21 protein-coding genes and 1 rRNA gene are annotated in these 22,230 nt (G+C 64.1%); 18 read left to right on the top strand and 4 right to left on the bottom strand.

The genetic code is table 11. The features are described from left to right. The first annotated feature begins 175 nt into the window (after positions 1–175). From rrf to BMY03_RS17500, 4 genes are all read left to right on the top strand, one after another. Positions 176–291, top strand: a 5S ribosomal RNA gene (gene rrf, locus BMY03_RS17515). A gap of 206 nt (positions 292–497) precedes the next feature. Further along, positions 498–1,157, top strand: a complete 660-nt coding sequence (locus BMY03_RS17510) for a paraquat-inducible protein A (protein WP_046854155.1) — start codon at positions 498–500, stop codon at positions 1,155–1,157. Further along, positions 1,144–1,767: a paraquat-inducible protein A gene (locus BMY03_RS17505; RefSeq protein WP_023629756.1), complete on the top strand. Its 624-nt coding sequence runs from the start codon at positions 1,144–1,146 to the stop codon at positions 1,765–1,767. The genes BMY03_RS17510 and BMY03_RS17505 overlap by 14 nt, the downstream gene beginning before the upstream one ends. Next, on the top strand, positions 1,760–4,060 hold the full coding sequence (locus BMY03_RS17500; protein ID WP_094011775.1) for a PqiB family protein: 2,301 nt from the start codon (positions 1,760–1,762) through the stop codon (positions 4,058–4,060). The genes BMY03_RS17505 and BMY03_RS17500 overlap by 8 nt, the downstream gene beginning before the upstream one ends. 201 nt (positions 4,061–4,261) lie before the next feature. Here BMY03_RS17500 and rpsT read toward each other — a convergent pair whose 3' ends face one another. Continuing rightward, positions 4,262–4,540: a 30S ribosomal protein S20 gene (rpsT, locus tag BMY03_RS17495; protein WP_023533220.1), complete on the bottom strand. Its 279-nt coding sequence runs from the start codon at positions 4,538–4,540 to the stop codon at positions 4,262–4,264. A gap of 249 nt (positions 4,541–4,789) precedes the next feature. Between rpsT and murJ the strand changes: the two genes are divergently transcribed. The 6 genes from murJ (at position 4,790) to ispH (ending at position 12,125) form a co-directional block, all read left to right on the top strand. After that, positions 4,790–6,328 carry a murein biosynthesis integral membrane protein MurJ gene (gene murJ, locus BMY03_RS17490; protein WP_038706820.1) on the top strand — a complete coding sequence of 513 codons (1,539 nt, stop codon included), beginning with the start codon at positions 4,790–4,792 and terminating at the stop codon, positions 6,326–6,328. Positions 6,329–6,446: 118 nt separating this feature from the next. Further along, positions 6,447–7,397, top strand: a complete 951-nt coding sequence (gene ribF, locus BMY03_RS17485) for a bifunctional riboflavin kinase/FAD synthetase (RefSeq protein WP_094011774.1) — start codon at positions 6,447–6,449, stop codon at positions 7,395–7,397. Then, a complete protein-coding gene (ileS, locus tag BMY03_RS17480; protein WP_094011773.1) occupies positions 7,394–10,225 on the top strand; it encodes an isoleucine--tRNA ligase in 2,832 nt (943 codons plus the stop codon). Before ribF ends, ileS begins: the two co-directional genes overlap by 4 nt. Continuing rightward, positions 10,218–10,733, top strand: coding sequence for a signal peptidase II (gene lspA, locus BMY03_RS17475; protein ID WP_023629752.1), 516 nt, complete (start codon positions 10,218–10,220; stop codon positions 10,731–10,733). Before ileS ends, lspA begins: the two co-directional genes overlap by 8 nt. Continuing rightward, a complete protein-coding gene (gene fkpB / locus BMY03_RS17470; protein ID WP_094011772.1) occupies positions 10,726–11,163 on the top strand; it encodes an FKBP-type peptidyl-prolyl cis-trans isomerase in 438 nt (145 codons plus the stop codon). The genes lspA and fkpB overlap by 8 nt, the downstream gene beginning before the upstream one ends. 14 nt (positions 11,164–11,177) lie before the next feature. Continuing rightward, positions 11,178–12,125: a 4-hydroxy-3-methylbut-2-enyl diphosphate reductase gene (ispH, locus tag BMY03_RS17465; RefSeq protein ID WP_038706818.1), complete on the top strand. Its 948-nt coding sequence runs from the start codon at positions 11,178–11,180 to the stop codon at positions 12,123–12,125. A gap of 1 nt (position 12,126) precedes the next feature. On the opposite strand, the gene BMY03_RS17460 is transcribed toward ispH, so the two are convergent. Then, entirely contained in the window at positions 12,127–12,576 is a 450-nt protein-coding gene (locus BMY03_RS17460) for a GspH/FimT family protein (protein WP_094011771.1), read from the bottom strand. A gap of 138 nt (positions 12,577–12,714) precedes the next feature. Here BMY03_RS17460 and pilV point away from each other — a divergent pair, with 138 nt between their 5' ends. The 5 genes from pilV to thiO are packed head-to-tail and all read left to right on the top strand — an operon-like array spanning position 12,715 to position 15,724. Continuing rightward, positions 12,715–13,074 carry a type IV pilus modification protein PilV gene (gene pilV / locus BMY03_RS26765; protein ID WP_143067559.1) on the top strand — a complete coding sequence of 120 codons (360 nt, stop codon included), beginning with the start codon at positions 12,715–12,717 and terminating at the stop codon, positions 13,072–13,074. Further along, positions 13,071–13,706 (top strand): PilW family protein, encoded by a 636-nt coding sequence (locus BMY03_RS17450; RefSeq protein ID WP_094011770.1) that lies wholly within the window; start codon positions 13,071–13,073, stop codon positions 13,704–13,706. The genes pilV and BMY03_RS17450 overlap by 4 nt, the downstream gene beginning before the upstream one ends. After that, positions 13,703–14,173, top strand: a complete 471-nt coding sequence (locus BMY03_RS17445; protein ID WP_094011769.1) for a hypothetical protein — start codon at positions 13,703–13,705, stop codon at positions 14,171–14,173. The genes BMY03_RS17450 and BMY03_RS17445 overlap by 4 nt, the downstream gene beginning before the upstream one ends. Position 14,174: 1 nt before the next feature. Continuing rightward, positions 14,175–14,573 (top strand): type IV pilin protein, encoded by a 399-nt coding sequence (locus BMY03_RS17440; protein ID WP_094011768.1) that lies wholly within the window; start codon positions 14,175–14,177, stop codon positions 14,571–14,573. Positions 14,574–14,626: 53 nt separating this feature from the next. Further along, a complete protein-coding gene (gene thiO / locus BMY03_RS17435) occupies positions 14,627–15,724 on the top strand; it encodes a glycine oxidase ThiO (protein WP_094011767.1) in 1,098 nt (365 codons plus the stop codon). A 60-nt stretch (positions 15,725–15,784) separates the two neighbouring features. On the opposite strand, the gene BMY03_RS17430 is transcribed toward thiO, so the two are convergent. Together BMY03_RS17430 and BMY03_RS17425 are read right to left on the bottom strand one after the other, a co-directional pair. Next, the gene (locus tag BMY03_RS17430) at positions 15,785–16,015 is read right to left on the bottom strand and encodes a PP0621 family protein (RefSeq protein WP_023632576.1); all 231 of its coding nucleotides are present in this window, start codon (positions 16,013–16,015) and stop codon (positions 15,785–15,787) included. Positions 16,016–16,109: 94 nt separating this feature from the next. After that, positions 16,110–17,129 carry an outer membrane protein assembly factor BamD gene (locus BMY03_RS17425; protein ID WP_023632577.1) on the bottom strand — a complete coding sequence of 340 codons (1,020 nt, stop codon included), beginning with the start codon at positions 17,127–17,129 and terminating at the stop codon, positions 16,110–16,112. 148 nt (positions 17,130–17,277) lie between these two features. Between BMY03_RS17425 and rluD the strand changes: the two genes are divergently transcribed. The 3 genes from rluD to clpB all read left to right on the top strand — a co-directional run bounded on the left by rluD (position 17,278) and on the right by clpB (position 21,809). After that, on the top strand, positions 17,278–18,240 hold the full coding sequence (gene rluD / locus BMY03_RS17420) for a 23S rRNA pseudouridine(1911/1915/1917) synthase RluD (protein ID WP_038706814.1): 963 nt from the start codon (positions 17,278–17,280) through the stop codon (positions 18,238–18,240). Beyond that, the gene (pgeF, locus tag BMY03_RS17415; protein WP_094011766.1) at positions 18,237–18,977 is read left to right on the top strand and encodes a peptidoglycan editing factor PgeF; all 741 of its coding nucleotides are present in this window, start codon (positions 18,237–18,239) and stop codon (positions 18,975–18,977) included. The genes rluD and pgeF overlap by 4 nt, the downstream gene beginning before the upstream one ends. Before the next feature lie 267 nt (positions 18,978–19,244). Next, positions 19,245–21,809: an ATP-dependent chaperone ClpB gene (clpB, locus tag BMY03_RS17410; protein WP_094011765.1), complete on the top strand. Its 2,565-nt coding sequence runs from the start codon at positions 19,245–19,247 to the stop codon at positions 21,807–21,809. The last annotated feature ends 421 nt before the right edge of the window (positions 21,810–22,230 follow it).

The following is a 22,230-nucleotide window of genomic DNA, read 5'->3' as shown; positions in this document are numbered from 1 at the left end:
CGTTGAGCTAACCAATACTAATTGCCCGTGAGGCTTGACCATATAACACCCAAGCAATTTGCTCACGCAGATTGCGGTGGTGAAGACGAAACGAACCGAAAGTTCGCGACGAATCACAAGATCACATATCCGAATTGGCTGGCATGTCTGCAAGGACGTACTGGCAACCGAATTTCTTGACGACCATAGAGCATTGGAACCACCTGATCCCATCCCGAACTCAGCAGTGAAACGATGCATCGCCGATGGTAGTGTGGGGTTTCCCCATGTGAGAGTAGGTCATCGTCAAGATTCATTTCGCAAAACCCCTATCTGCGCGAGCAGGTAGGGGTTTTGTCTTTGTGCCCGGTAAAGTCTGTGGCGCTGGCTTGCCGGCGATGCGCCCTGCTCACGGAAAATGTGACTCGAACACCGATACAGTTCCTCATACTGGCCACCTCCCACAATTCGAGTCGGAACACTAGAATAGAGCCGACGTCTCCATTCAGAACCCCTTTATGCCTAACCCTGTAGAACCCGAAGCGCTCGCGCAGCTGCCGCTGGATGAGCTGGTGGCCTGCCACGAGTGCGACCTGCTGATGCGCAAAGTCTCGTTGCAGACTGATGAAAAGGCGCAATGCCCACGTTGCGGCTACGAGCTGTACGCCCATCGCCACAACCTGGTCAACCGTAGCCTGGCCCTCGTCCTGACCGCCCTGTTGCTGTATGTGCCGGCCAACTTCCTGCCCATCATGCAATTGCACCTGCTCGGCCAGACCTCCGACGACACGGTCTGGAGTGGTGTGCTCGGGCTATACAATTCAGGGATGCGTGGCATCGCCGTGGTGGTGTTCCTGTGCAGCATGGCCATTCCCCTGCTCAAGCTGCTGTGCCAGCTGGCGGTGTTGCTGAGCATCCGTCTCGACTTCGGCCGCAGCTATGGCCTGCTGATCTATCGTATCTACCACCACCTGCGTGAGTGGGGGATGCTCGAGGTCTACTTCATGGGCGTGCTGGTGGCCATCGTCAAGCTGGTCGATCTGGCCGAGCTGAGCATTGGCCTGGGTCTGTTCTGCTTCATCAGCCTGCTGCTGGTGCAGGTCTGGCTCGAAGTGGTGATGTCACCGCACCAGATTTGGGTGGCCTTGTCGGGGGAGGACGTCCATGCGGGCGATTGATGCAGGCATCCTGGTATGCAATGAATGTCATGAGCTTAATCGTCAGGAGCCCGGCAGCACCTCGCAGAGCTGCACCCGCTGCGGGGCAGTGGTACATGCCCGGCGGCCCAACAGCATCGTGCGTACCTGGGCGCTGCTGATTACCTCGATGATCCTCTATATCCCGGCCAACGTGCTGCCGATCATGACCGTCAGCGCTCTTGGCCAAGGCAGCCCGGACACCATCATGTCCGGCGTGATCACCCTGATGAAGCACGGCATGTTGCCGATCGCCGCGGTGGTGTTCATTGCCAGCATCCTGGTGCCCACCTTCAAGCTGGTGGGGATCGCCCTGCTGCTCTATTCGGTACAGCGCCACCAGCCGCTGTCGGCGCGGCAGCGCATCCTGATGTATCGCTTCATTGAATTCATCGGCCGCTGGTCGATGCTGGACATCTTCGTCATTGCCATTCTCGTGGCCGTGGTGAATTTCGGCCGCATCGCCAGTGTCGAAGCCAACCTGGGCGCCGTCGCCTTCGCCTCCGTGGTGATCCTGACGATGCTCGCCGCTTTAACTTTCGATCCCCGACTGATCTGGGACAACACGGAGTCGGATGACGACCATGAGTGACTTGCCTACGGCTAAAACCCGCCCAGCTTCGAACTGGTCGGCCATCTGGATCCTGCCGCTGATTGCCTTGGCAATCGGAGGCTGGCTGGCATGGCAAGCCTATAAGGATGCTGGCATCGAGATCCAGGTGCGCTTCGAAAGTGGCGAGGGCATCGTCGCCAACAAGACCGAGGTTATCTATAAAGGCATGTCGGTGGGCAAGGTGGTTGCCCTGGTGCTGGATGACAAGGGGGACAAGCGTGGTGTCATTGCCACCATCGAGATGCGCAAGGAGGCAGGCCCGCACCTGAACAAGGGCACGCGCTTCTGGCTGGTCAAGCCGAGCGTCAGCCTGGCAGGCATCTCGGGCCTGGAGACGCTGGTTTCGGGCAACTATATCGCCGTCGACCCTGGAGACGGAGAGCCGACCAAGCGCTTCACCGCGCTCAAGGAAGCGCCGCCACTGTCCGATGCCGAGCCTGGCTTGCACCTGACCCTCAAGGCCGAGCGGCTGGGCTCGCTCAACCGCGACAGCCCGATCTTCTACAAGCAGATCCAGGTCGGTCGGGTGAAGAGCTATCGCCTGTCCGAGGATCAGGGCACGGTGGAGATCAAGGTGTTCATCGCGCCAGCCTATGCCAGCCTGGTGCGCAAGCACACACGTTTCTGGAATGCCAGCGGGGTCAGCATCGATGCCGACCTGTCCGGGGTGAAGGTACGCACTGAATCGCTGTCGAGCATCGTGGCCGGGGGTATCGCCTTTGCAACGCCGGAGAACCGCAAGGACAGCCCGCCCACCGATCCAAGCCTGCCGTTCCGCTTGTACGAGGACTTCGACGCGGCTCAGGCCGGTATCCGCGTCAAGGTCAAGCTCAGTGATTTCGAAGGCTTGCAGAAGGGGCGCACGCCAGTGTTGTACAAGGGCATCCAGGTGGGCACGCTCAAGGATCTCAAGGTCGAAAGTGACCTGGCCAGCGCAACGGCCGAGCTGACCCTGGACCCGCTGGCCGAGGACTATCTGGTTGAAGGCACACAGTTCTGGGTAGTCAAGCCGTCGATCTCGCTTGCCGGTATCACTGGCCTCGAGGCGTTGGTGAAGGGTAACTACATCGCGGTCCGCCCGGGCGAGCCAGGCGCCAAGCCCCTGCGCGAGTTCGAAGCGCGTCCCAAGGCGCCGCCACTGGACCTGAAGGCGCCCGGCCTGCACATGGTGCTGTTCGCCGATACCCTGGGCTCGCTGGAAGTGGGTAGCCCGGTGATGTACCGCCAGGTGCGCGTGGGCAGCGTGCAGAGCTACCAGTTCGCTCGCAACAGCAAGCGCATCCTGATCGGTGTGCACATCGAGAAGGAATACGCCAACCTGGTCAACGGGTCTACGCGCTTCTGGAATGCCAGCGGCATCACCTTGACCGGTGGCCTGTCGGGGATCCAGGTCAAGAGTGAGTCGCTGCAGACGCTCATGGCCGGGGGCATCGCTTTCGATACGCCGAAGCCGGATGTACCGCTCAAGCGTCGCATCCCGCGCTTCCGTCTGCATGAAAGCCAGGACGCGGCCAACCGGGCCGGGACCCTGATCACCATTCGCGTGGACCGCGCCGATGGCCTGAAGCCGGGCACGCCGATCCGTTTCCGCGGCCTGGATGTGGGCAGTGTCGAGAGCGTCGACCTGACCGGCGACCTGCAGGCGGTCCTGCTCCGTGCGCGGATTACCCAGGCGGCCGAGCGTATCGCCCGCACCGGTACGCAGTTCTGGGTGGTCAAGCCTGCATTGGGCCTGGTGCGTACCGAGAATCTCGACACGCTGATTGGCGGTCAGTACCTGGAGGTGCTGCCGGCGCTCAAGGATAAAGGGCCGCAGCGTGACTTCATCGCCCTGAGCGATGCCCCCGAGGTGAAGGGTGAGGAGGTCGGCCTGCCGTTGACCTTGAGCGCGGCGCGCCGTGGTTCGATCAAGCCAGGCGTGCCGGTCACCTACCGGGAGATTGCAGTGGGCAAGGTCACCGGCTTCGAGCTGGGCCAGACCGCCGACCGGGTGCTTATCCACATCCTTATCGAGCCTCGCTATGCCGGGCTGGTGCGTGGCGGCAGCCGTTTCTGGAACAGCAGTGGGTTTGGTTTCGACTGGGGCTTGTTCAAGGGGGCCACGGTGCGCACCGAGTCGTTGGAAACCTTGATCGACGGTGGGATTGCCTTTGCCACGCCCGATGGCGAACAGATGGGTAATCCTGCGCGACCGCAGCAGACCTTCGCGCTGTTCGACAAGCCGGAGGATGAATGGATGCAGTGGGCGCCGAAGATCCAGATCGGCAAGTAATGATGGGGGGGGCCGCTATGCGGCCCTTTCGCCGGCGAGCCGGCTCTCACGCCGACCGCGTTGGCCTCAGGATATTCTGTGGCAGCCGGCTTGCCGGTTGACTCGAAGACACCGGTGCTAATGCAGCCTTGGCGAGTAACGAGAAAATCACAGGCATAAAAAAACCGACCCTAGGGTCGGTTTTTTCGACAAGAACGTCGCTTAGGCAGCTGCAGCTTCTTTCAGTGCCTTGATGTGGCCATTCAGACGGCCTTTGTGGCGAGCAGCTTTGTTCTTGTGGATGATACCCTTGTCGGCCATACGGTCGATTACAGGTACAGCCAGAACGTAAGCGGCTTGCGCTTTTTCGGCGTCTTTTGCGTCGATGGCCTTGACTACATTCTTGATGTAGGTACGGACCATGGAACGCAGGCTGGCGTTGTGGCTGCGACGCTTCTCAGCCTGTTTTGCACGTTTCTTGGCGGAAGGTGAGTTGGCCACCGTCGAGCTCCTCGAAAGACTTTAGGTAAATAGCAAACAAAATAGGCCGCGAATCATGCCGATGAGTCGATCGGATGTCAAGGCCACCTGCAAGGTTCCGCCGAGTGGTGAGCCAACAGGAGGGAAATATTCCTTTCTGTCGCACGACCTGTAAACTCGGGAATTTTTGGCTCCCCTGCGAAGGCGCGGGAGTATCGCACATTCGGACGCTGTCTGCAGCGTCCTCTGCCCCTGGCGTGAAACTTTTCGATGAACCTGCTCAAATCCCTGGCTGCGGTCAGCTCCATCACCATGATTTCCCGGGTGCTCGGCTTCGTGCGCGATACCATCCTGGCGAGGGTGTTCGGCGCCGGCATCGCCACCGACGCCTTCTTCATCGCCTTCAAGCTGCCCAACCTGCTGCGGCGGATATTCGCCGAAGGCGCGTTCTCCCAGGCCTTCGTGCCGATCCTCGCCGAGTACAAGACCCAGCAGGGCGAGGAGGCCACCCGCACCTTTGTCGCCTATGTCAGTGGCCTGCTTACCCTGATCCTGGCATTGGTCACCACCATCGGCATCCTCGCCGCGCCCTGGGTGGTCTGGGCGACGGCACCGGGTTTCGTCGACAGCGCAGAGAAGTACGAGCTGACCACTTCGCTGCTGCGGGTGACCTTTCCTTATATATTGTTGATCTCGCTGTCGTCGCTGGTCGGCGCGATCCTCAACACCTGGAATCGCTTCAGCGTGCCGGCGTTCACCCCCACGCTGCTCAACGTGGCGATGATCGCCTTCGCCGTGCTGCTCACGCCCTACTTCGACCCGCCGATCATGGCCCTGGCCTGGGGCGTGCTGGCCGGTGGCCTGGCGCAACTGCTGTACCAGCTGCCGGCGCTGAAGAAGATCGGCATGCTCGTGCTGCCGCGCCTGAACTTGCGCGATACCGGTGTGTGGCGCGTGCTCAAGCAGATGCTGCCGGCCATCCTCGGGGTGTCGGTGAGCCAGATCTCGTTGATCATCAACACTATCTTCGCTTCCTTCCTGGTGGCCGGCTCGGTGTCCTGGATGTACTACGCCGACCGCCTCATGGAACTGCCCTCCGGCGTGCTCGGCGTGGCCCTGGGCACCATCCTGCTGCCGACCTTGGCCAAGACCTACGCCAACCAGGACCGTGAGGAGTATTCGCGGATCCTCGACTGGGGCCTGCGCCTGTGCTTCCTGCTGGTGCTGCCCTGCACCCTGGCCCTGGGCATCCTCGCCGAACCGCTGACCGTGGCGCTGTTCCAGTACGGCAAGTTCAGTGCCTTTGACGCGGCGATGACCCAGCGCGCGCTGGTCGCGTATTCGGTGGGGTTGATGGCGATCATCCTGGTCAAGGTGCTGGCACCTGGCTTCTATGCGCAGCAGAATATCCGCACACCGGTGAAGATCGCGGTGTTCACCCTGGTCTGCACCCAGTTGCTCAACCTGGCGCTGGTCGGCCCGCTGGCCCATGCCGGGCTGGCCCTGGCGATCAGCCTGGGCGCTTGCCTGAACGCCGGCCTGCTGTACTGGAAGCTGCGCAGCCAGCAACTGTTCCAGCCGCAACCGGGCTGGACGATGTTCCTGCTCAAGCTGGTGCTGGCGGTGGCGTTGATGTCGGGCGTGCTGTTGCTGGGCATGCACTACATGCCGGCCTGGGAGCAGGGCAACATGCTCGAGCGCTTCGTGCGCCTGGGCGCCCTGATCGTCGCCGGCGTGGTGACCTATTTCGGCTGCCTGTACCTGTGTGGTTTCCGCCCACGGCACTTCGCCCGCAAGGCGTTGCACTGAGGCGCGAAAAGGGTCAGGCGTCGGTTTTTCGCATTCCACACTCCAGGGTGGCGCTGCTGCCTGTCACCAGCGCCCGGGTGTGGTTATAATCGGCCACTTTATGAGCAAGAAGCGCGTTATGCAGCTGGTTCGAGGTCTTCACAACCTGCGCCCCGAGCACCGGGGCTGTGTCGCCACCATTGGCAACTTCGACGGGGTCCACCGCGGCCACCAGGCGATCCTCGCACGCCTGCGCGAACGTGGCCAGGCACTCGGCCTGCCCACCTGCGTGGTGATCTTCGAGCCACAGCCTCGCGAATATTTCGCCCCGGATACCGCGCCGGCCCGCCTGGCGCGCCTGCGTGACAAGGTCGAGTTGCTGGCCGCGGAGGGCATCGATCGGGTGCTGTGCCTGTCGTTCAATCAGCGCCTGAGCCAGCTCAGCGCCGAGCAGTTCGTCAAGGCAGTGCTGGTCGATGGCCTGGGCGTGCGCCACCTCGAAGTGGGCGATGACTTCCGTTTCGGCTGCGACCGCGCCGGTGATTTCGCTTTCCTCACCGAAGCCGGCAAACGCCATGGCTTCAGCGTCGAGGCGGCCAACACCGTCATCCAGGATGGCCTGCGGGTCAGCAGCACCGAAGTGCGCAAGGCCCTGGCAGAGGGCAACTTCGAGCTGGCCGAACACCTGCTGGGCCGTCCGTACCGCATTACCGGCCGCGTGCTGCATGGCCAGAAGCTGGCCCGCCAGCTCGGCACACCTACCGCCAACATCCAGCTCAAGCGCCGTCGCGTGCCGCTGTCCGGGGTCTACCTGGCCAGCATCGAGATCGACGGCCAGCAGTGGCCGGGTGTCGGCAATATCGGAGTACGCCCCACCGTCGCCGGTGACGGGCGTCCTCACCTGGAGATTCATCTCCTGGATTACGCCGGTGACCTCTATGGCCGGCGCCTGACGGTGGAATTCCACCACAAGCTGCGTGAAGAGCAGCGTTTCGCCTCCCTGGAGGCGCTGAAGTCGGCGATCGACGCGGACATCGCCGCCGCACGTGCCCACTGGCACGCTCAACCGCTAACGAAGAGCCTGAAATGACCGACTACAAAGCCACGCTTAACCTTCCGGACACCGCCTTCCCCATGAAGGCCGGCCTGCCTCAGCGCGAACCGCAGATCCTGCAGCGCTGGGACAGCATTGGCCTGTACCAGAAGCTGCGCGAAATTGGCAAGGATCGTCCGAAGTTCGTCCTGCACGACGGTCCGCCCTATGCCAACGGCAAGATCCATATCGGTCATGCGCTGAACAAGATTCTCAAGGACATGATTGTCCGTTCGAAGACCCTGTCGGGTTTCGACGCCCCGTATGTACCGGGCTGGGACTGCCACGGCCTGCCGATCGAGCACAAGGTCGAGGTCACCCACGGCAAGCACCTGACCGCCGACCGCACCCGCGAGCTGTGCCGCGAGTACGCCGCCGAGCAGATCGAGGGGCAGAAGACCGAGTTCATCCGCCTGGGCGTGCTGGGTGATTGGGACAACCCGTACAAGACCATGAACTTCGCCAACGAGGCCGGCGAGATCCGCGCCCTGGCCGAGATGGTCAAGCAAGGCTTCGTGTTCAAGGGCCTGAAGCCGGTGAACTGGTGCTTCGATTGCGGTTCGGCCCTGGCCGAAGCCGAAGTCGAGTACGCCGACAAGAAATCCCAGACCATCGACGTCGCCTTCCCGGTCGCCGACGAGGCCAAGCTGGCCGCTGCCTTCGGCCTGGCCGCGCTGGCCAAGCCCGCCGCCATCGTGATCTGGACCACCACCCCGTGGACCATCCCGGCCAACCAGGCGCTGAACATCCACCCGGACTTCACCTACGCCCTGGTCGACACCGGCGAGCGCCTGCTGGTACTGGCCGAGGAGCTGGTCGAGTCGTGCCTGAAGCGCTATGCGCTGGAAGGTTCGGTCATCGCCACCGCCCCGGGTTCGGCCCTCGAGCTGATCAACTTCCGTCACCCGTTCTACGATCGCCTGTCGCCGATCTACCTGGCCGAATACGTCGAGCTGGGCGCCGGTACAGGCGTGGTGCATTCCTCGCCCGCCTACGGTGAAGACGACTTCGTTACCTGCAAGCGCTACGGCATGGTCAACGACGACATTCTCACCCCGGTGCAGAGCAACGGTGTGTACGTCGAGTCGCTGCCGTTCTTCGGCGGCCAGTTCATCTGGAAGGCCAACCCGGCCATCGTCGACAAACTCAGCGAAGTCGGCGCGCTGATGCACACCGAAACCATCAGCCACAGCTACATGCACTGCTGGCGGCACAAGACCCCGCTGATCTATCGCGCCACCGCGCAGTGGTTCGTCGGCATGGACAAGCAGCCCACCAGCGGCGACAACCTGCGCGAGCGCTCGCTCAAGGCCATCGAAGAGACCAAGTTCGTTCCGGCCTGGGGCCAGGCGCGCCTGCACTCGATGATCGCCAACCGCCCGGACTGGTGCATCTCGCGTCAGCGCAACTGGGGCGTGCCGATCCCGTTTTTCCTGGACAAGCAGACCGGCGAATTGCACCCACGTACCGTCGAACTGATGGAGGAAGTGGCCAAGCGCGTCGAACAGCAGGGCATCGAAGCCTGGTTCAAGCTGGATGCCGCTGAGCTGCTGGGCGATGAAGCCGGCCAGTACGACAAGATTTCCGATACCCTCGACGTCTGGTTCGACTCGGGTACCACCCATTGGCACGTGCTGCGTGGTTCCCACGATATCGGCCACGCCACCGGCCCGCGCGCCGACCTGTACCTGGAAGGTTCCGACCAGCACCGCGGCTGGTTCCACTCTTCCTTGCTGACCGGCTGCGCCATCGACGGCCACGCGCCTTACCGCGAGCTGCTGACCCACGGCTTCACCGTGGACGAGAACGGCCGCAAGATGTCCAAGTCGCTGGGCAACACCATCGAGCCGGAAAAGGTCAATAACACCCTGGGTGCCGACATCCTGCGCCTGTGGGTGTCCGCCACCGACTACTCGGGCGAGATGGCCGTCTCCGAGCAGATCCTGCAGCGCAGCGCCGATGCCTACCGCCGCATCCGCAACACCGCGCGCTTCCTGCTTTCCAACCTGTCCGGCTTCGATCCGGCCCGCGACCTGTTGCCGGCCGAGGACATGCTGGCCCTGGACCGTTGGGCGGTCGACCGCACCCTGCTGCTGCAGCGCGAGCTGGAAGAGCACTACGGCGAGTACCGTTTCTGGAACGTCTACTCGAAGATCCACAACTTCTGCGTGCAGGAGCTCGGTGGCTTCTACCTCGACATCATCAAGGATCGCCAGTACACCACCGGCGTGAACAGTGTCGCCCGCCGCTCCTGCCAGACCGCGCTGTACCACATCAGCGAGGCGCTGGTGCGCTGGATAGCGCCGATCCTGGCGTTCACCGCCGACGAGATCTGGCAGTACCTGCCGGGCGAGCGCAACGAGTCGGTGATGCTCAACACCTGGTACCAGGGCCTGACGGAGCTGCCGGCCGACGCCGAGCTGGACCGTGCCTACTGGGACCGTGTGATGGCGGTCAAGGCCGCAGTCAACAAGGAGCTGGAGAACCAGCGTACCGCCAAGGTCATCGGCGGCAACCTGCAGGCCGAGGTCACCCTGTTCGCCGAAGAGGGCCTGACCGCCGACCTGAACAAGCTCGGCGATGAGCTGCGCTTCGTGCTGATCACCTCGGCCGCCAGCGTGGTGCCGTTCGTCCAGGCTCCGGCCGATGCCGTGACAACCGAGGTCGAAGGGCTCAAGCTGAAGGTCGTCAAGTCTGGCCATGTCAAGTGCGGCCGTTGCTGGCACTTCCGCGCCGATGTGGGCAGCCATCCGGAGCATCCGGAAATCTGTGGCCGTTGCGTCGATAACCTGAGCGGTTCCGGTGAGGTGCGCCACTATGCCTAATGCTTCCGCGGGGCGCTTTGGGCGCCTTGCCTGGCTCTGGCTGAGCCTGGTGGTGCTGGTCCTCGACCAGGCCACCAAGGTCTACTTCGAGGGCGCGCTGAGCCTGTACCAGCAGATCGTGGTCATCCCCGACTACTTCAGCTGGACCCTGGCCTACAACACCGGCGCGGCGTTCAGCTTCCTGGCCGACAGCTCCGGCTGGCAGCGCTGGCTGTTCGCGCTGATCGCCGTGGTGGTCAGCGCCGTGCTGGTGGTCTGGCTCAAGCGCCTGGGGCGCAACGAGACCTGGCTGGCCGTGGCCCTGGCGCTGGTGCTGGGCGGTGCATTGGGCAACCTGTACGACCGCGTGGTGCTTGGCCATGTGGTCGATTTCATCCTGGTGCACTGGCAGAACCGCCACTACTTCCCGGCCTTCAACCTGGCCGACAGCGCCATTACCGTGGGCGCGGTGATGCTGGCGCTGGATATGTTCAAGAGCAAGAAGTCCGAGGAAGCCGTCCATGACTGAGACCCGTATCGGCCAGAACACCGAAGTCACCCTGCACTTCGCGCTGCACCTGGAAAACGGCGACACCGTCGACAGCACTTTCGACAAGGCCCCGGCCACGTTCAAGGTGGGTGACGGCAACCTGCTGCCGGGCTTCGAAAACGCTCTGTTCGGCTTCAAGGCCGGTGACCAGCGCAAGCTGAGCATTGCCCCGGAGAACGCCTTCGGCCAGCACAACCCGCAGAACGTACAGGTGATGTCGCGCTCGCAGTTCGAAGGCATGGAGCTGTCCGAAGGGCTGCTGGTGATCTTCAACGATGCCGCCAACACCGAGCTGCCGGGTGTGGTCAAAGCGTTCGACGACAACCAGGTGACCATCGATTTCAACCATCCACTGGCTGGCAAGACCCTGAACTTCGAGGTGCAGATCCTCGACGTGAAGGCCGTGTGAGCCTGGAGTCGAGCATGCAAATCAAACTCGCCAACCCGCGCGGCTTCTGCGCCGGGGTCGACCGTGCGATCGAGATCGTCAACCGCGCTCTGGAAGTCTTCGGCCCGCCGATCTACGTGCGCCACGAAGTGGTGCACAACAAGTTCGTGGTCGAAGACTTGCGTAACCGTGGCGCGGTGTTCGTCGAAGAGCTGGACCAGGTGCCGGACGACGTCATCGTCATCTTCAGCGCCCATGGCGTTTCCCAGGCCGTGCGCCAGGAAGCCGCCGGCCGTGGCCTGAAAGTGTTCGACGCCACCTGCCCGCTGGTGACCAAGGTGCATATCGAGGTGGCCAAGTACAGCCGTGATGGCCGTGAGACCATTCTCATCGGCCACGAAGGGCACCCGGAAGTCGAAGGCACCATGGGTCAGTACGACGCCAGCAACGGCGGCGCCATCTACCTCGTCGAGGACGAGGACGATGTTGCCCAGCTGCAGGTGAATGACCCTGACCACCTGGCCTTCGTCACCCAGACCACACTGTCGATGGACGACACCAGCCGGGTGATCGACGCCCTGCGCGCGCGCTTCCCGAACATCGGCGGCCCGCGCAAGGACGACATCTGCTACGCCACGCAGAACCGCCAGGACGCCGTCAAGCAACTGGCCGACGAGTGTGACGTGGTACTGGTGGTCGGCAGCCCCAACAGCTCCAACTCCAACCGCCTGCGCGAGTTGGCCGAGCGCATGAGCACGCCGGCCTACCTGATCGACGGTGCCGAGGACCTGCAACGCAGCTGGTTCGATGGTGCCGAGCGTATCGGTATCACCGCCGGTGCCTCGGCGCCCGAGGTGCTGGTGCGTGGCGTGATCGAGCAGCTCAAGGCCTGGGGCGCCACCGGCGCCGAAGAGCTCGACGGCCGCGAAGAGAACATTACCTTCTCGATGCCCAAGGAACTGCGGGTTCGCTCGCTGATCTGACTCAGTCACCTGCACAGCGGCGGCCCTCGTCGCTGCGCAGGCTGACCCGGCCACTGGGGCTCAGCACCACCTGATGCTGGCTGCCAGGCCCGCTGCGCTGGCAGATGTCCAGCGTGATACCGACAAAGCCTTCCCCTATCGGTGCGCCACGCTTGCTGAAGCGCACCTCCCGCGCAGAACTGGCCACTACCTTTACGGGCTTGGCCAGGCGATGTTCGCGCAACACCTGGCCGTCGTGTTCCTGCGACACACGCCAACCCTTGCCCCAGTCACCTTGCAGTGGATGAACCGTCAGCGCCAGCTGTTGCAGCGCGGCCTGGTTGCGCGCAGCGCGCAGTGCCTGCGCCAGTTCCCGGGCTGCGGCGGCCAGTTGCAGGGTTTCGCCTAGCCTGGCGTAGGCCGTTATCCCCAGGTGTGTCAGCAGGCTGCCAATTGTCAGTGCGCACATCATTTGTAGCAGTGTTACGCCTTGTTGCCTCACCGTGCATTCCTCCCTGGAAGTGCTTCGCTGTAGCTTCCGGCCTGGCCGCGCGAGGCGCCAGTCAGGCGGTTCGGGCAGACGGCGAGGAAAGATCCCAGGAGGGTGGCGATGTGGGCGAAGGAAGGTGGGATGACGCTGCTGGAGGTGCTGCTGGCGATGACGGTGCTGGCGCTTGGGGTGTTCGCCGCGGCGGCCTTGCAGGTGCGTGGCATGCAGGCGGCCGAGAGCGCCCTGCGTGACGGTCAGGCGTTGCAGCTGGCCCAGGGCATGTTCGAGCGGGTGAGGGCCAGCGGCACGCTCGAAGCGGGGGAGGAGAGTGCCTGGCGCTCGCGGGTCACCCAGGTGCTTGGCACCTCGGCGCAGGGGCTGATCAGGCGCCACGCCGGCATGCTGGAGCTGCGGGTGAGCTGGCCGGCCCAGGCTGAAGGGCGCCCGCCCTTGCAGTTGCAGGGCAGGGTGCTGCCATGAAACGCGGGCAAGCAGGCGCCGGGCTGGTCGAGGTGTTGCTGGCCGTGGCCCTGGGGGCGTTGTTGCTGGTGACGGCGAGCCAGTTGTTCGGCCAGGCCTATCAGGCCTGGCGGCTACAAGGCGCGGCGGCGAGGCTGCAGGATGATGCGCGCCTGGTCCTGCAGCGCCTGGCCGAGGACATCCGCATGGCGGGCATGTTTGGCTGCCTGCGCCTGGAAGCGGCGGACTTCACCGATCCGCAGGCTGCGCTAGCGTTCGCCAGGCCGATCGAGGCCAACGCTGACAGCCTCACGCTGGTAGGCGCCGAGCTGCCGGGATTGCTCGGCGCGCCGGACTGGACCGTGCTCACCGACTGTCGCAGTTGGGCGCAGGTCCTGCGTGGCCAGCATGTGCCTGGCGATGCCCTGCTGGCCTTGCCGGTGCGCCGGGTTACCTACCGCGTACGCAATGGCAGCCTGATGTTCACCAGCAACGCCCAGCATGCCAGCCTGGTCGACAATGTCCGGGCCCTGCGGGTGCGTCATGGCGACGGTCGCGTCGATATCGAGTTGCTCATGCAGGACCGCAAGCATCGGCTGGAGCAGCGCCATGCCCTGAGCGTGGCCGTGCGCAATCCAGGGGATGACGCATGAGCCGCCAGCGTGGCGTGGTGCTGTTGCTGGCCCTGAGCCTCAGCCTGCTGCTTGGCCTGCTGACCGCGCTGGGCATGCGCGAAGCCTTGCTGCAGGCGCGGCAGGTCGGCGAACAATGGCGCAGGGCGCAGGCTTTCGAACAGGCCGAAGCCAGCCTGGTGGAAGGCGCCGCGTTGCTGCCAGGTGGCTTGCCTGCGCTGTGCCTTGACTGCCTGCCACCTGCACTGCCGACGGCCTCACCTGCCGCGCCGTGGCGAACCACCGACAGTGGCTATGTCCTGCTCCAGCATCTGGGGCAGACACGCCGTGCCGTCGGCCTGCCGCCGGAGCAGCGGGTCAACCTCGTGCGGATCACGGCGCTGAGCCGCCAGGTGCGCGGCCGGCAGTTCCTGGAAGCGGTGTATGCCGTGGACGGGCAGGGCAATATCGGACGCATCAGCTGGCGCCAACGCCTGGAGGAGAGCTGACATGCAGCGGGGTCTTGGTCTGATCGAATTATTGATTGTCGTGGCGCTGATCGGCATGCTGGCAGCCATTGCCTACCCCAGTTACAGCGACCAGCTACGCCGTGCCGCGCGCAGCGAGGTGGTCGGGCTGCTGCAGGACGCGGCGTTGCGCCTGGAACAGCATCGCGCGCATGTCGGCGGCTATGCCGACAGCGAGCAGCTTGTCACGCTATTGCCGGCTGGCAGCCGCTACTACCGCCTGCAGGCGCAGCGCGACGAAGACGCTTTCACACTGCTTGCGCGCCGTGTGACGGAGACGTTCATGGCCGACGACCGCTGTGGCGACTTCCGCCTCGATCACGCTGGCGTGCGTGACAATCCGGGCGGCAGCGCAGACGAGCAGGCGTGCTGGGGAAGCTGAAGATCAAGAGGTGCCCGTGCACCGTGGAATTACTTCAGGTGTTGGATCGAACGATGAGCAAGCAAGTAGTGATTGTCGGCGGTGGCGTCATCGGCCTGCTGACGGCGTTGAACCTGGCGGCGGATGTCGACCAGGTGGTGGTGTGCGACCAGGGCGAGGTAGGGCGTGAGTCGTCCTGGGCCGGTGGCGGCATCGTCTCGCCGTTGTACCCCTGGCGCTATAGCCCGGCGGTAACGGCGCTGGCGCATTGGTCGCAGGATTTCTATCCACAGCTGGGCGAGCGCCTGTTCGCCAGCACCGGCATCGACCCGCAGGTGCACACCACCGGGCTGTACTGGCTGGACCTGGACGACGAAGCCGAGGCCCTGGCCTGGGCGGCCCGTGAGCAGCGGCCGCTCAGCGCCGTGGATATCTCGGCTGCCTACGACGCGGTGCCAGTGCTCGGGCCAGGCTACCGCCGTGCCATCTACATGGCGGGCGTGGCCAACGTACGCAACCCGCGCCTGGTGAAGTCGCTCAAGGCCGCGCTGCTGGCGCTGCCCAACGTGACCCTGCGCGAGCATTGCCAGATCAGCGGTTTCCTCCATGAGGGCGGGCGTGTCGCCGGGGTGCACACCGAGCAGGGCGTGCTGGCTGCCGACGAGGTGGTGCTCAGTGCCGGTGCCTGGAGCGGCGATCTGCTGCAGACATTGGGCCTGAGGCTGCCGGTGGAGCCGGTGAAAGGGCAGATGATCCTGTTCAAGTGCGCCGAGGACTTCCTGCCGAGCATGGTCCTGGCCAAGGGACGCTACGCGATCCCGCGCCGCGACGGGCATATCCTGGTCGGCAGCACCCTGGAGCATGCCGGTTACGACAAGACGCCGACCGGTGATGCGCTCGAGAGTCTGAAGGCTTCGGCGGTGGAACTGCTGCCGGCGCTGGCGGATGCCGAGGTGGTGGGGCACTGGGCTGGCCTGCGCCCTGGGTCGCCGGAAGGCATCCCTTACATTGGTGCAGTGCCGGGGCATGCGGGGTTGTGGCTGAACTGCGGCCATTACCGCAACGGGCTGGTGCTGGCGCCGGCGTCTTGCCAGCTGTTCAGCGACCTGCTGCTGGGGCGTGCGCCGATCATCGATCCGGCGCCGTATGCGCCTGAGGGGCGTCTGGGCTGAGACACAACAGTGATGACGAGCGGGCGTGGGAGCGGGGCAAGCCCGCTCCCACAACGCAACTCAGCGCTGTTGCCCCGGCCCTTGCTCCAGATGCTGCTGGCTGCAATACCACTCCTTGCCCAGCTGCAACGCCCGGTCATTGGGCAGGTGCACGCCGCAATGGGCACAGCGCACCATCTGTAGCGGGTCCTGCAGGCGCGGTTCGGCAGGTGATTGCTGACTGGTCTTGAACTTGCGCCACAGCCAGAACGCGGCGGCGATCAGGGCGATCCAGAAAAGTAGGCGAACCATGGTGTCCAGCTTGTCGAATTAAGAAGGCGACAGTCTAGGACGCGGCCAATAAAAAAGGGAGGCCTCGGGCCTCCCTTTCTGCGCATGTGACGTATCAGTCGAACAGACCGAAAGTCATGTAGCTGAACCAGCTGCGGTCCTTGTCGGCTTCCTTCGGACCTTCCGGCAGGATCGGGTCGCCGTTCTCGTCCTTGGGGAGCAGCTCTTCGGGCATCTCGGAGCGGGCGTCCTGGAACTGCTTGACCACGTCCTGGTTGGCGCGGGTTTCGCCCGGCGGCAGTGGGGCCTTGGTTTCGATCAGGCCCAGAGTGGCCTTGGACAGCCACGAGCGGTTGCCGTTTTCGTCGACTTTGGTGACGAACTGGCCATCGACCAGGCTCGGGTGGTCCGGGTAGTTGAGCTTGAGGGTCTCGAGGCTGGTGGCGGCCAGCTCGTCCAGGTGCATGCGCTGGTACGACTCGACCATCACCGCCAGGCCGTCACCCACCGATGGGGTTTCCTGGAAGTTCTCCACCACGTAGCGGCCACGGTTGGCGGCGGCTACATAGGCCTCGCGGCTCAGGTAGTAGTTGGCCACGTGGATTTCGTAGGAGGCCAGCAGGTTGCGCAGGTAGATCATGCGCTGCTTGGCGTCCGGGGCGTAGCGGCTGTTGGGGAAGCGGCTGGTCAGCTGGGCGAACTCGTTGTACGAGTCGCGGGCGGCGCCCGGGTCACGCTTGGTCATGTCCAGCGGCAGGAAGCGCGCCAGCAGGCCGCGGTCCTGGTCGAACGAGGTCAGGCCCTTGAGGTAGTAGGCGTAGTCGACGTTCGGGTGCTGCGGGTGCAGGCGGATGAAACGCTCGGCAGCCGACTTGGCGGCCTCGGGCTCGGAGTTCTTGTAGTTGGCGTAGATCAGCTCGAGCTGGGCCTGGTCGGCGTAGCGGCCGAACGGGTAGCGCGACTCCAGGGCCTTGAGCTTGTTCACGGCGCTGGTATAGCTGGAGTTGTCCAGGTCGGCCTGCGCCTGCTGGTACAGTTCGGCCTCGCTGAGGTTCTCGTCAATGACTTCCTTGTTCGAGGAACAGGCAGCGGTGAGCCCGAGGATGGCGATCAGCAGCAGGTGTTTCACTTGCATGGCGGCTTGCGTCCCTTTGACGGCCGCTGTCTTGGGCGGTGCCGTCCTGTTATGATGAGCGCCCCCGGCAAACCCCGGGGCAAAAGAAGCCGTATTTAACCACAAGCGCGCAGCCGAAACCAAAGGCTGAACGCCCGTCGATTCGAGCATGTCCGAGATCATTCAACTTAGCGCAGAGGTCCCGTCCGAACTGGGCGGCCAACGCCTCGACCAGGTCGCCGCCCAATTGTTCGCCGAGTACTCGCGTTCGCGCCTGTCCTCGTGGATCAAAGATGGCCGCCTGACCGTCGATGGCGCGGTGCTGCGGCCGCGCGACACCGTCCACACCGGCTCCATCCTGGCTCTCGAGGCCGAGCAGGAGGCCCAGGGCGAATGGGTGGCTCAGGACATCGAGCTGGACATCGTCTATGAAGATGACCAGATCCTGGTGATCAACAAGCCGGCCGGGCTGGTGGTCCACCCGGCGGCGGGCCACCCCGACGGCACCCTGCTCAATGCCCTGCTGCACCATGTGCCAGACATCATCAACGTACCGCGCGCCGGTATCGTGCACCGCCTGGACAAGGACACCACGGGCCTGATGGTGGTGGCCAAGACCCTGCAGGCGCAGACCAACCTGGTCGACCAGTTGCAGAAGCGCTCGGTCAGCCGCATCTACGAGTGCATCGTGGTCGGCGTGGTGATCGCCGGTGGCAAGATCGACGCCCCGATCGGCCGCCACGGCGGCGAGCGCCAGCGCATGGCGGTCACCGACGGCGGCAAGCCGGCAGTCAGCCACTACCGCGTGCTCAAGCGCTTCCGCTCGCACACCCATGTGCGGGTCAAGCTGGAAACCGGCCGCACCCACCAGATCCGCGTGCACATGGCGCATGTCGGTTATCCGCTGGTCGGCGACCAGACCTACGGCGTGCGCTTCCGCATTCCGCCGGCTGCCAGCGTGGCCATGGTCGAGGCGGTGAAGAACTTCCCGCGCCAGGCCCTGCACGCCCGCTTCCTGGCCCTGGATCACCCGACCACCGGTGAGCGCATGGAATGGGCCTCGCCGCTGCCGGACGACTTCCTCTGGCTGCTGTCGCTGCTCAACGACGATCGCGAGAGCTTTATCGGATGAGTGGCCTGACGCAGGCGCTGATCATTCCCGACTGGCCGGCCCCGGCCTCGGTCCGCGCCTGTGTCACCACCCGCGAGGGCGGCGTCAGCCTGCCGCCCTATGAATCCTTCAATCTTGGCGACCATGTGGGCGATGACCCCGCTGCAGTTGCCGAGAACCGTCGTCGCCTCAGCGAAGAATTCGCCATCCAGCCCGCCTGGCTCAAGCAGGTGCACGGCCTGGTGGTGGCCGATGCCGACCCCGCCGTGGTCGCCGAGGCCGATGCCAGCTGGACCGACCAGCCGGGCATCGCCTGCACCGTGATGACCGCCGATTGCCTGCCCGCCCTGTTCTGCGACCGCGCCGGTACCCGCGTGGCCGCCGCCCATGCCGGCTGGCGCGGGCTGGCCGGTGGCGTGCTGGAAGCCACCCTCGATCGCCTGGCCCTGCCACCCGAAGAAGTGCTGGTATGGCTGGGCCCGGCCATCGGGCCGCAGGCGTTCGAGGTGGGCATGGAAGTGCGCGATGCCTTTACCGCCGTGCATCCCGAGGCAGCCGCGGCGTTCGTCGACGGCGAGCGGCCGGGCAAGCTGATGGCCGATATCTACCAGCTGGCGCGGATTCGCCTGGCGGCGCGTGGAGTGACTGCTGTTTATGGTGGTGGCTTCTGCACGGTCAGCGACCCGCGGTTCTTCTCCTATCGCCGTACCCCGCAGGGTGGGCGCTTCGCTTCGCTGGTGTGGCTCAGCCCTCGCTAAGCCTGGGGCCGCTTCGCGGCCCAATCGCTGGCAAGCCAGCTCCCACATGCCAAAGTCTGTACTGCCCCTGTGGGAGCCGGCTTGCCGGCGATTGGGCTGCGCAGCAGCCCCGGCAATATCAATCCCATCACCACCCTGCTGACTTCCGTCAACCCCGCTACGCTTGAATCTTCCAGAATCACCCTTATCTATTGGTCATCTCAGGCAGGTTCATCATTACAGGTGCTGTCCATCGCTCCGCCTGCCCTTTAAAGGAAGGTATCCCCCATGCGAATAGACCGACTGACCAGCAAGCTGCAACTCGCGTTATCCGATTCCCAATCCCTGGCCGTGGGCATGGACCACCCGGCCATCGAGCCCCTGCACCTGCTGCAGGCGCTGATTGACCAGCAGGGCGGCTCGATCAAGCCGCTGCTGATGCAGGTCGGCTTCGACGTCAACAGCCTGCGCAAGGCGCTGACCAAAGAGCTCGACCAGCTGCCGAAAATCCAGAACCCCACCGGCGACGTGAACATGTCCCAGGACCTGGCGCGCCTGCTCAACCAGGCCGACCGCCTGGCCCAGCAGAAGGGCGACCAGTTCATCTCCAGCGAGCTGGTGCTGCTTGCCGCCATGGACGAGAACAGCAAGGTCGGCAAACTGCTGCTCGGCCAGGGCGTGAGCAAGAAGGCCCTGGAAAACGCCATCAACAACCTGCGCGGCGGCACGGCGGTGAACGACGCCAACGCCGAGGAATCGCGCCAGGCCCTGGACAAGTACACCGTCGACCTCACCAAGCGTGCCGAGGAAGGCAAGCTCGACCCGGTGATCGGCCGTGACGACGAGATTCGCCGCACCATCCAGGTGCTGCAACGCCGTACCAAGAACAACCCGGTATTGATCGGCGAGCCCGGCGTCGGCAAGACCGCCATCGCCGAAGGCCTGGCCCAGCGCATCATCAACGGTGAAGTGCCCGACGGCCTCAAGGGCAAGCGCCTGCTGGCGCTGGACATGGGCGCGTTGATTGCTGGCGCCAAGTACCGCGGCGAGTTCGAAGAGCGCCTCAAAGGCCTGCTCAACGAACTGAGCAAGCAGGAAGGCCAGATCATCCTGTTCATCGATGAGCTGCATACCATGGTCGGCGCCGGTAAAGGCGAGGGCGCCATGGACGCCGGCAACATGCTCAAGCCGGCCCTGGCCCGTGGCGAACTGCACTGCGTCGGCGCCACCACGCTCAACGAGTACCGCCAGTTCATCGAGAAGGATGCCGCGCTGGAGCGCCGCTTCCAGAAGGTGTTGGTCGAGGAGCCGAGCGAGGAAGACACCATCGCCATCCTGCGCGGCCTGAAAGAGCGCTATGAAGTGCACCACAAGGTGGCCATCACCGACGGCGCGATCATTGCCGCGGCCAAGCTCAGCCACCGTTACATCACCGACCGCCAGCTGCCGGACAAGGCCATCGACCTGATCGACGAAGCCGCGAGCCGCATCCGCATGGAGATCGACTCCAAGCCGGAGGTGCTCGACCGCCTCGACCGTCGTCTGATCCAGCTGAAGGTGGAATCCCAGGCGCTGAAGAAGGAAGAAGACGAAGCGGCGAAGAAGCGCCTGGAGAAACTGACCGAAGAAATCGAGCGCCTGGAGCGCGAGTACTCCGACCTCGAAGAGATCTGGGCCTCGGAAAAGGCCGAGGTGCAAGGTTCGGCGCAGATCCAGCAAAAGATCGAGCAGGCCCGCCAGGAACTGGAAGCCGCGCGCCGCAAGGGCGACCTTAGCCGCATGGCCGAGCTGCAGTACGGGGTGATCCCGGACCTGGAGCGCAGCCTGCAGATGGTCGACCAGCACGGCAAGACCGACAACCAGCTGTTGCGCAACAAGGTCACCGAGGAAGAGATTGCCGAAGTAGTGTCCAAGTGGACCGGCATCCCGGTGGCGAAGATGCTCGAAGGCGAGCGTGAGAAGCTGCTGAAGATGGAAAGCCTGCTGCACGAACGGGTGATCGGCCAGGACGAGGCGGTGACCGCCGTGGCCAACGCCGTGCGCCGTTCCCGCGCTGGGCTGTCAGACCCGAACCGCCCAAGTGGCTCGTTCCTGTTCCTCGGGCCCACCGGGGTGGGCAAGACCGAACTGTGCAAGGCGCTGGCCGAGTTCCTCTTCGATACCGAAGAGGCCATGGTGCGCATCGATATGTCCGAGTTCATGGAGAAACACTCCGTGGCGCGTCTGATCGGTGCCCCGCCAGGGTATGTGGGCTATGAAGAGGGCGGTTACCTGACCGAGGCCGTGCGCCGCAAGCCGTACTCGGTGGTGCTGCTCGACGAGGTGGAGAAAGCTCACCCGGATGTGTTCAACGTGCTGCTGCAGGTGCTGGAAGATGGCCGCCTGACCGACAGCCACGGCCGCACCGTGGACTTCCGCAACACCGTGATCGTGATGACCTCCAACCTGGGCTCGGCGCAGATCCAGGAACTGGCCGGTGACCGCGAGGCACAGCGTGCGGCGGTGATGGATGCGGTGGGCGCGCACTTCCGTCCGGAGTTCATCAACCGCATCGACGAAGTGGTGGTGTTCGAACCGCTGGGCCGCGAGCAGATTGCCGGTATCACCGAGATCCAGCTTGGCCGCCTGCGTGGTCGCCTGGCCGAGCGCGAGCTGTCGCTGAGCCTGAGCCCGGAGGCGTTGGACAAGCTGATCGCCGTCGGTTACGACCCGGTGTATGGCGCACGGCCATTGAAGCGTGCGATCCAGCGCTGGATCGAGAACCCGCTGGCGCAGTTGATCCTGGCGGGCGAGTTCCTGCCGGGTGCGGCGATCACCGCGAAGGTCGAGGGCGACGAGATCGTCTTTGGCTGACCTGCAGTAAACGAAGAGCCCCGCGTAAGCGGGGCTTTTTTATGTGTGCTGTCCGGCTTTATCGCGGGGCAAGCCCGCTCCCACGCCGATCTGCGCCAGAAAGCACCCAATGCGTGGGAGCGGGCTTGCCCCGCGATAAGGCCGGTACAGGCAGCGCAAACCCCTGATTTTCCGGCTTCCTAGCTAACTTGCTGAAAATTTTGAAAAAAGTGCTTGCACAAAAATCAGAGTGCCCCTAATATTCGCCCCGCTGTCAGGCACTGAGCAGATCGCCAGCAACACCGACGATCTGAAAATAACTTACAAATCAGTAAGTTGAACGAAAAAAAGTGGTTGACAAGCAAAACGAAGAATGTAGAATAGCCGGCCTCAGCAGCGACAACGCGAAAGCGGATAGCCAAAGAGATCGAAGCTAACACAG

It is taken from the genome of Pseudomonas soli (assembly GCF_900110655.1).
Taxonomy (GTDB): Bacteria; Pseudomonadota; Gammaproteobacteria; order Pseudomonadales; family Pseudomonadaceae; genus Aquipseudomonas; species Aquipseudomonas soli.
Note: the sequence above shows the minus strand (reverse complement) of the source record. Positions and strands in the feature narration are given on the sequence as shown.

Bases quoted from the DNA above. Each gene is read 5' to 3' on its own strand.
- murJ (WP_038706820.1), top strand. From the start codon at position 4,790: ATGAACCTGCTCAAATCCCTGGCTGCGGTCAGCTCCATCACCATGATT.
- thiO (WP_094011767.1), top strand. From the start codon at position 14,627: ATGAGCAAGCAAGTAGTGATTGTCGGCGGTGGCGTCATCGGCCTGCTG.
- rluD (WP_038706814.1), top strand. From the start codon at position 17,278: ATGTCCGAGATCATTCAACTTAGCGCAGAGGTCCCGTCCGAACTGGGC.
- ileS (WP_094011773.1), top strand. From the start codon at position 7,394: ATGACCGACTACAAAGCCACGCTTAACCTTCCGGACACCGCCTTCCCC.
- BMY03_RS17460 (WP_094011771.1), bottom strand. From the start codon at position 12,576: ATGATGTGCGCACTGACAATTGGCAGCCTGCTGACACACCTGGGGATA.
- ribF (WP_094011774.1), top strand. From the start codon at position 6,447: ATGCAGCTGGTTCGAGGTCTTCACAACCTGCGCCCCGAGCACCGGGGC.
- BMY03_RS17500 (WP_094011775.1), top strand. From the start codon at position 1,760: ATGAGTGACTTGCCTACGGCTAAAACCCGCCCAGCTTCGAACTGGTCG.
- BMY03_RS17445 (WP_094011769.1), top strand. From the start codon at position 13,703: ATGAGCCGCCAGCGTGGCGTGGTGCTGTTGCTGGCCCTGAGCCTCAGC.
- BMY03_RS17510 (WP_046854155.1), top strand. From the start codon at position 498: ATGCCTAACCCTGTAGAACCCGAAGCGCTCGCGCAGCTGCCGCTGGAT.
- pgeF (WP_094011766.1), top strand. From the start codon at position 18,237: ATGAGTGGCCTGACGCAGGCGCTGATCATTCCCGACTGGCCGGCCCCG.
- BMY03_RS17450 (WP_094011770.1), top strand. From the start codon at position 13,071: ATGAAACGCGGGCAAGCAGGCGCCGGGCTGGTCGAGGTGTTGCTGGCC.
- clpB (WP_094011765.1), top strand. From the start codon at position 19,245: ATGCGAATAGACCGACTGACCAGCAAGCTGCAACTCGCGTTATCCGAT.
- fkpB (WP_094011772.1), top strand. From the start codon at position 10,726: ATGACTGAGACCCGTATCGGCCAGAACACCGAAGTCACCCTGCACTTC.
- BMY03_RS17440 (WP_094011768.1), top strand. From the start codon at position 14,175: ATGCAGCGGGGTCTTGGTCTGATCGAATTATTGATTGTCGTGGCGCTG.
- ispH (WP_038706818.1), top strand. From the start codon at position 11,178: ATGCAAATCAAACTCGCCAACCCGCGCGGCTTCTGCGCCGGGGTCGAC.
- BMY03_RS17430 (WP_023632576.1), bottom strand. From the start codon at position 16,015: ATGGTTCGCCTACTTTTCTGGATCGCCCTGATCGCCGCCGCGTTCTGG.
- pilV (WP_143067559.1), top strand. From the start codon at position 12,715: ATGTGGGCGAAGGAAGGTGGGATGACGCTGCTGGAGGTGCTGCTGGCG.
- BMY03_RS17425 (WP_023632577.1), bottom strand. From the start codon at position 17,129: ATGCAAGTGAAACACCTGCTGCTGATCGCCATCCTCGGGCTCACCGCT.
- lspA (WP_023629752.1), top strand. From the start codon at position 10,218: ATGCCTAATGCTTCCGCGGGGCGCTTTGGGCGCCTTGCCTGGCTCTGG.
- BMY03_RS17505 (WP_023629756.1), top strand. From the start codon at position 1,144: ATGCGGGCGATTGATGCAGGCATCCTGGTATGCAATGAATGTCATGAG.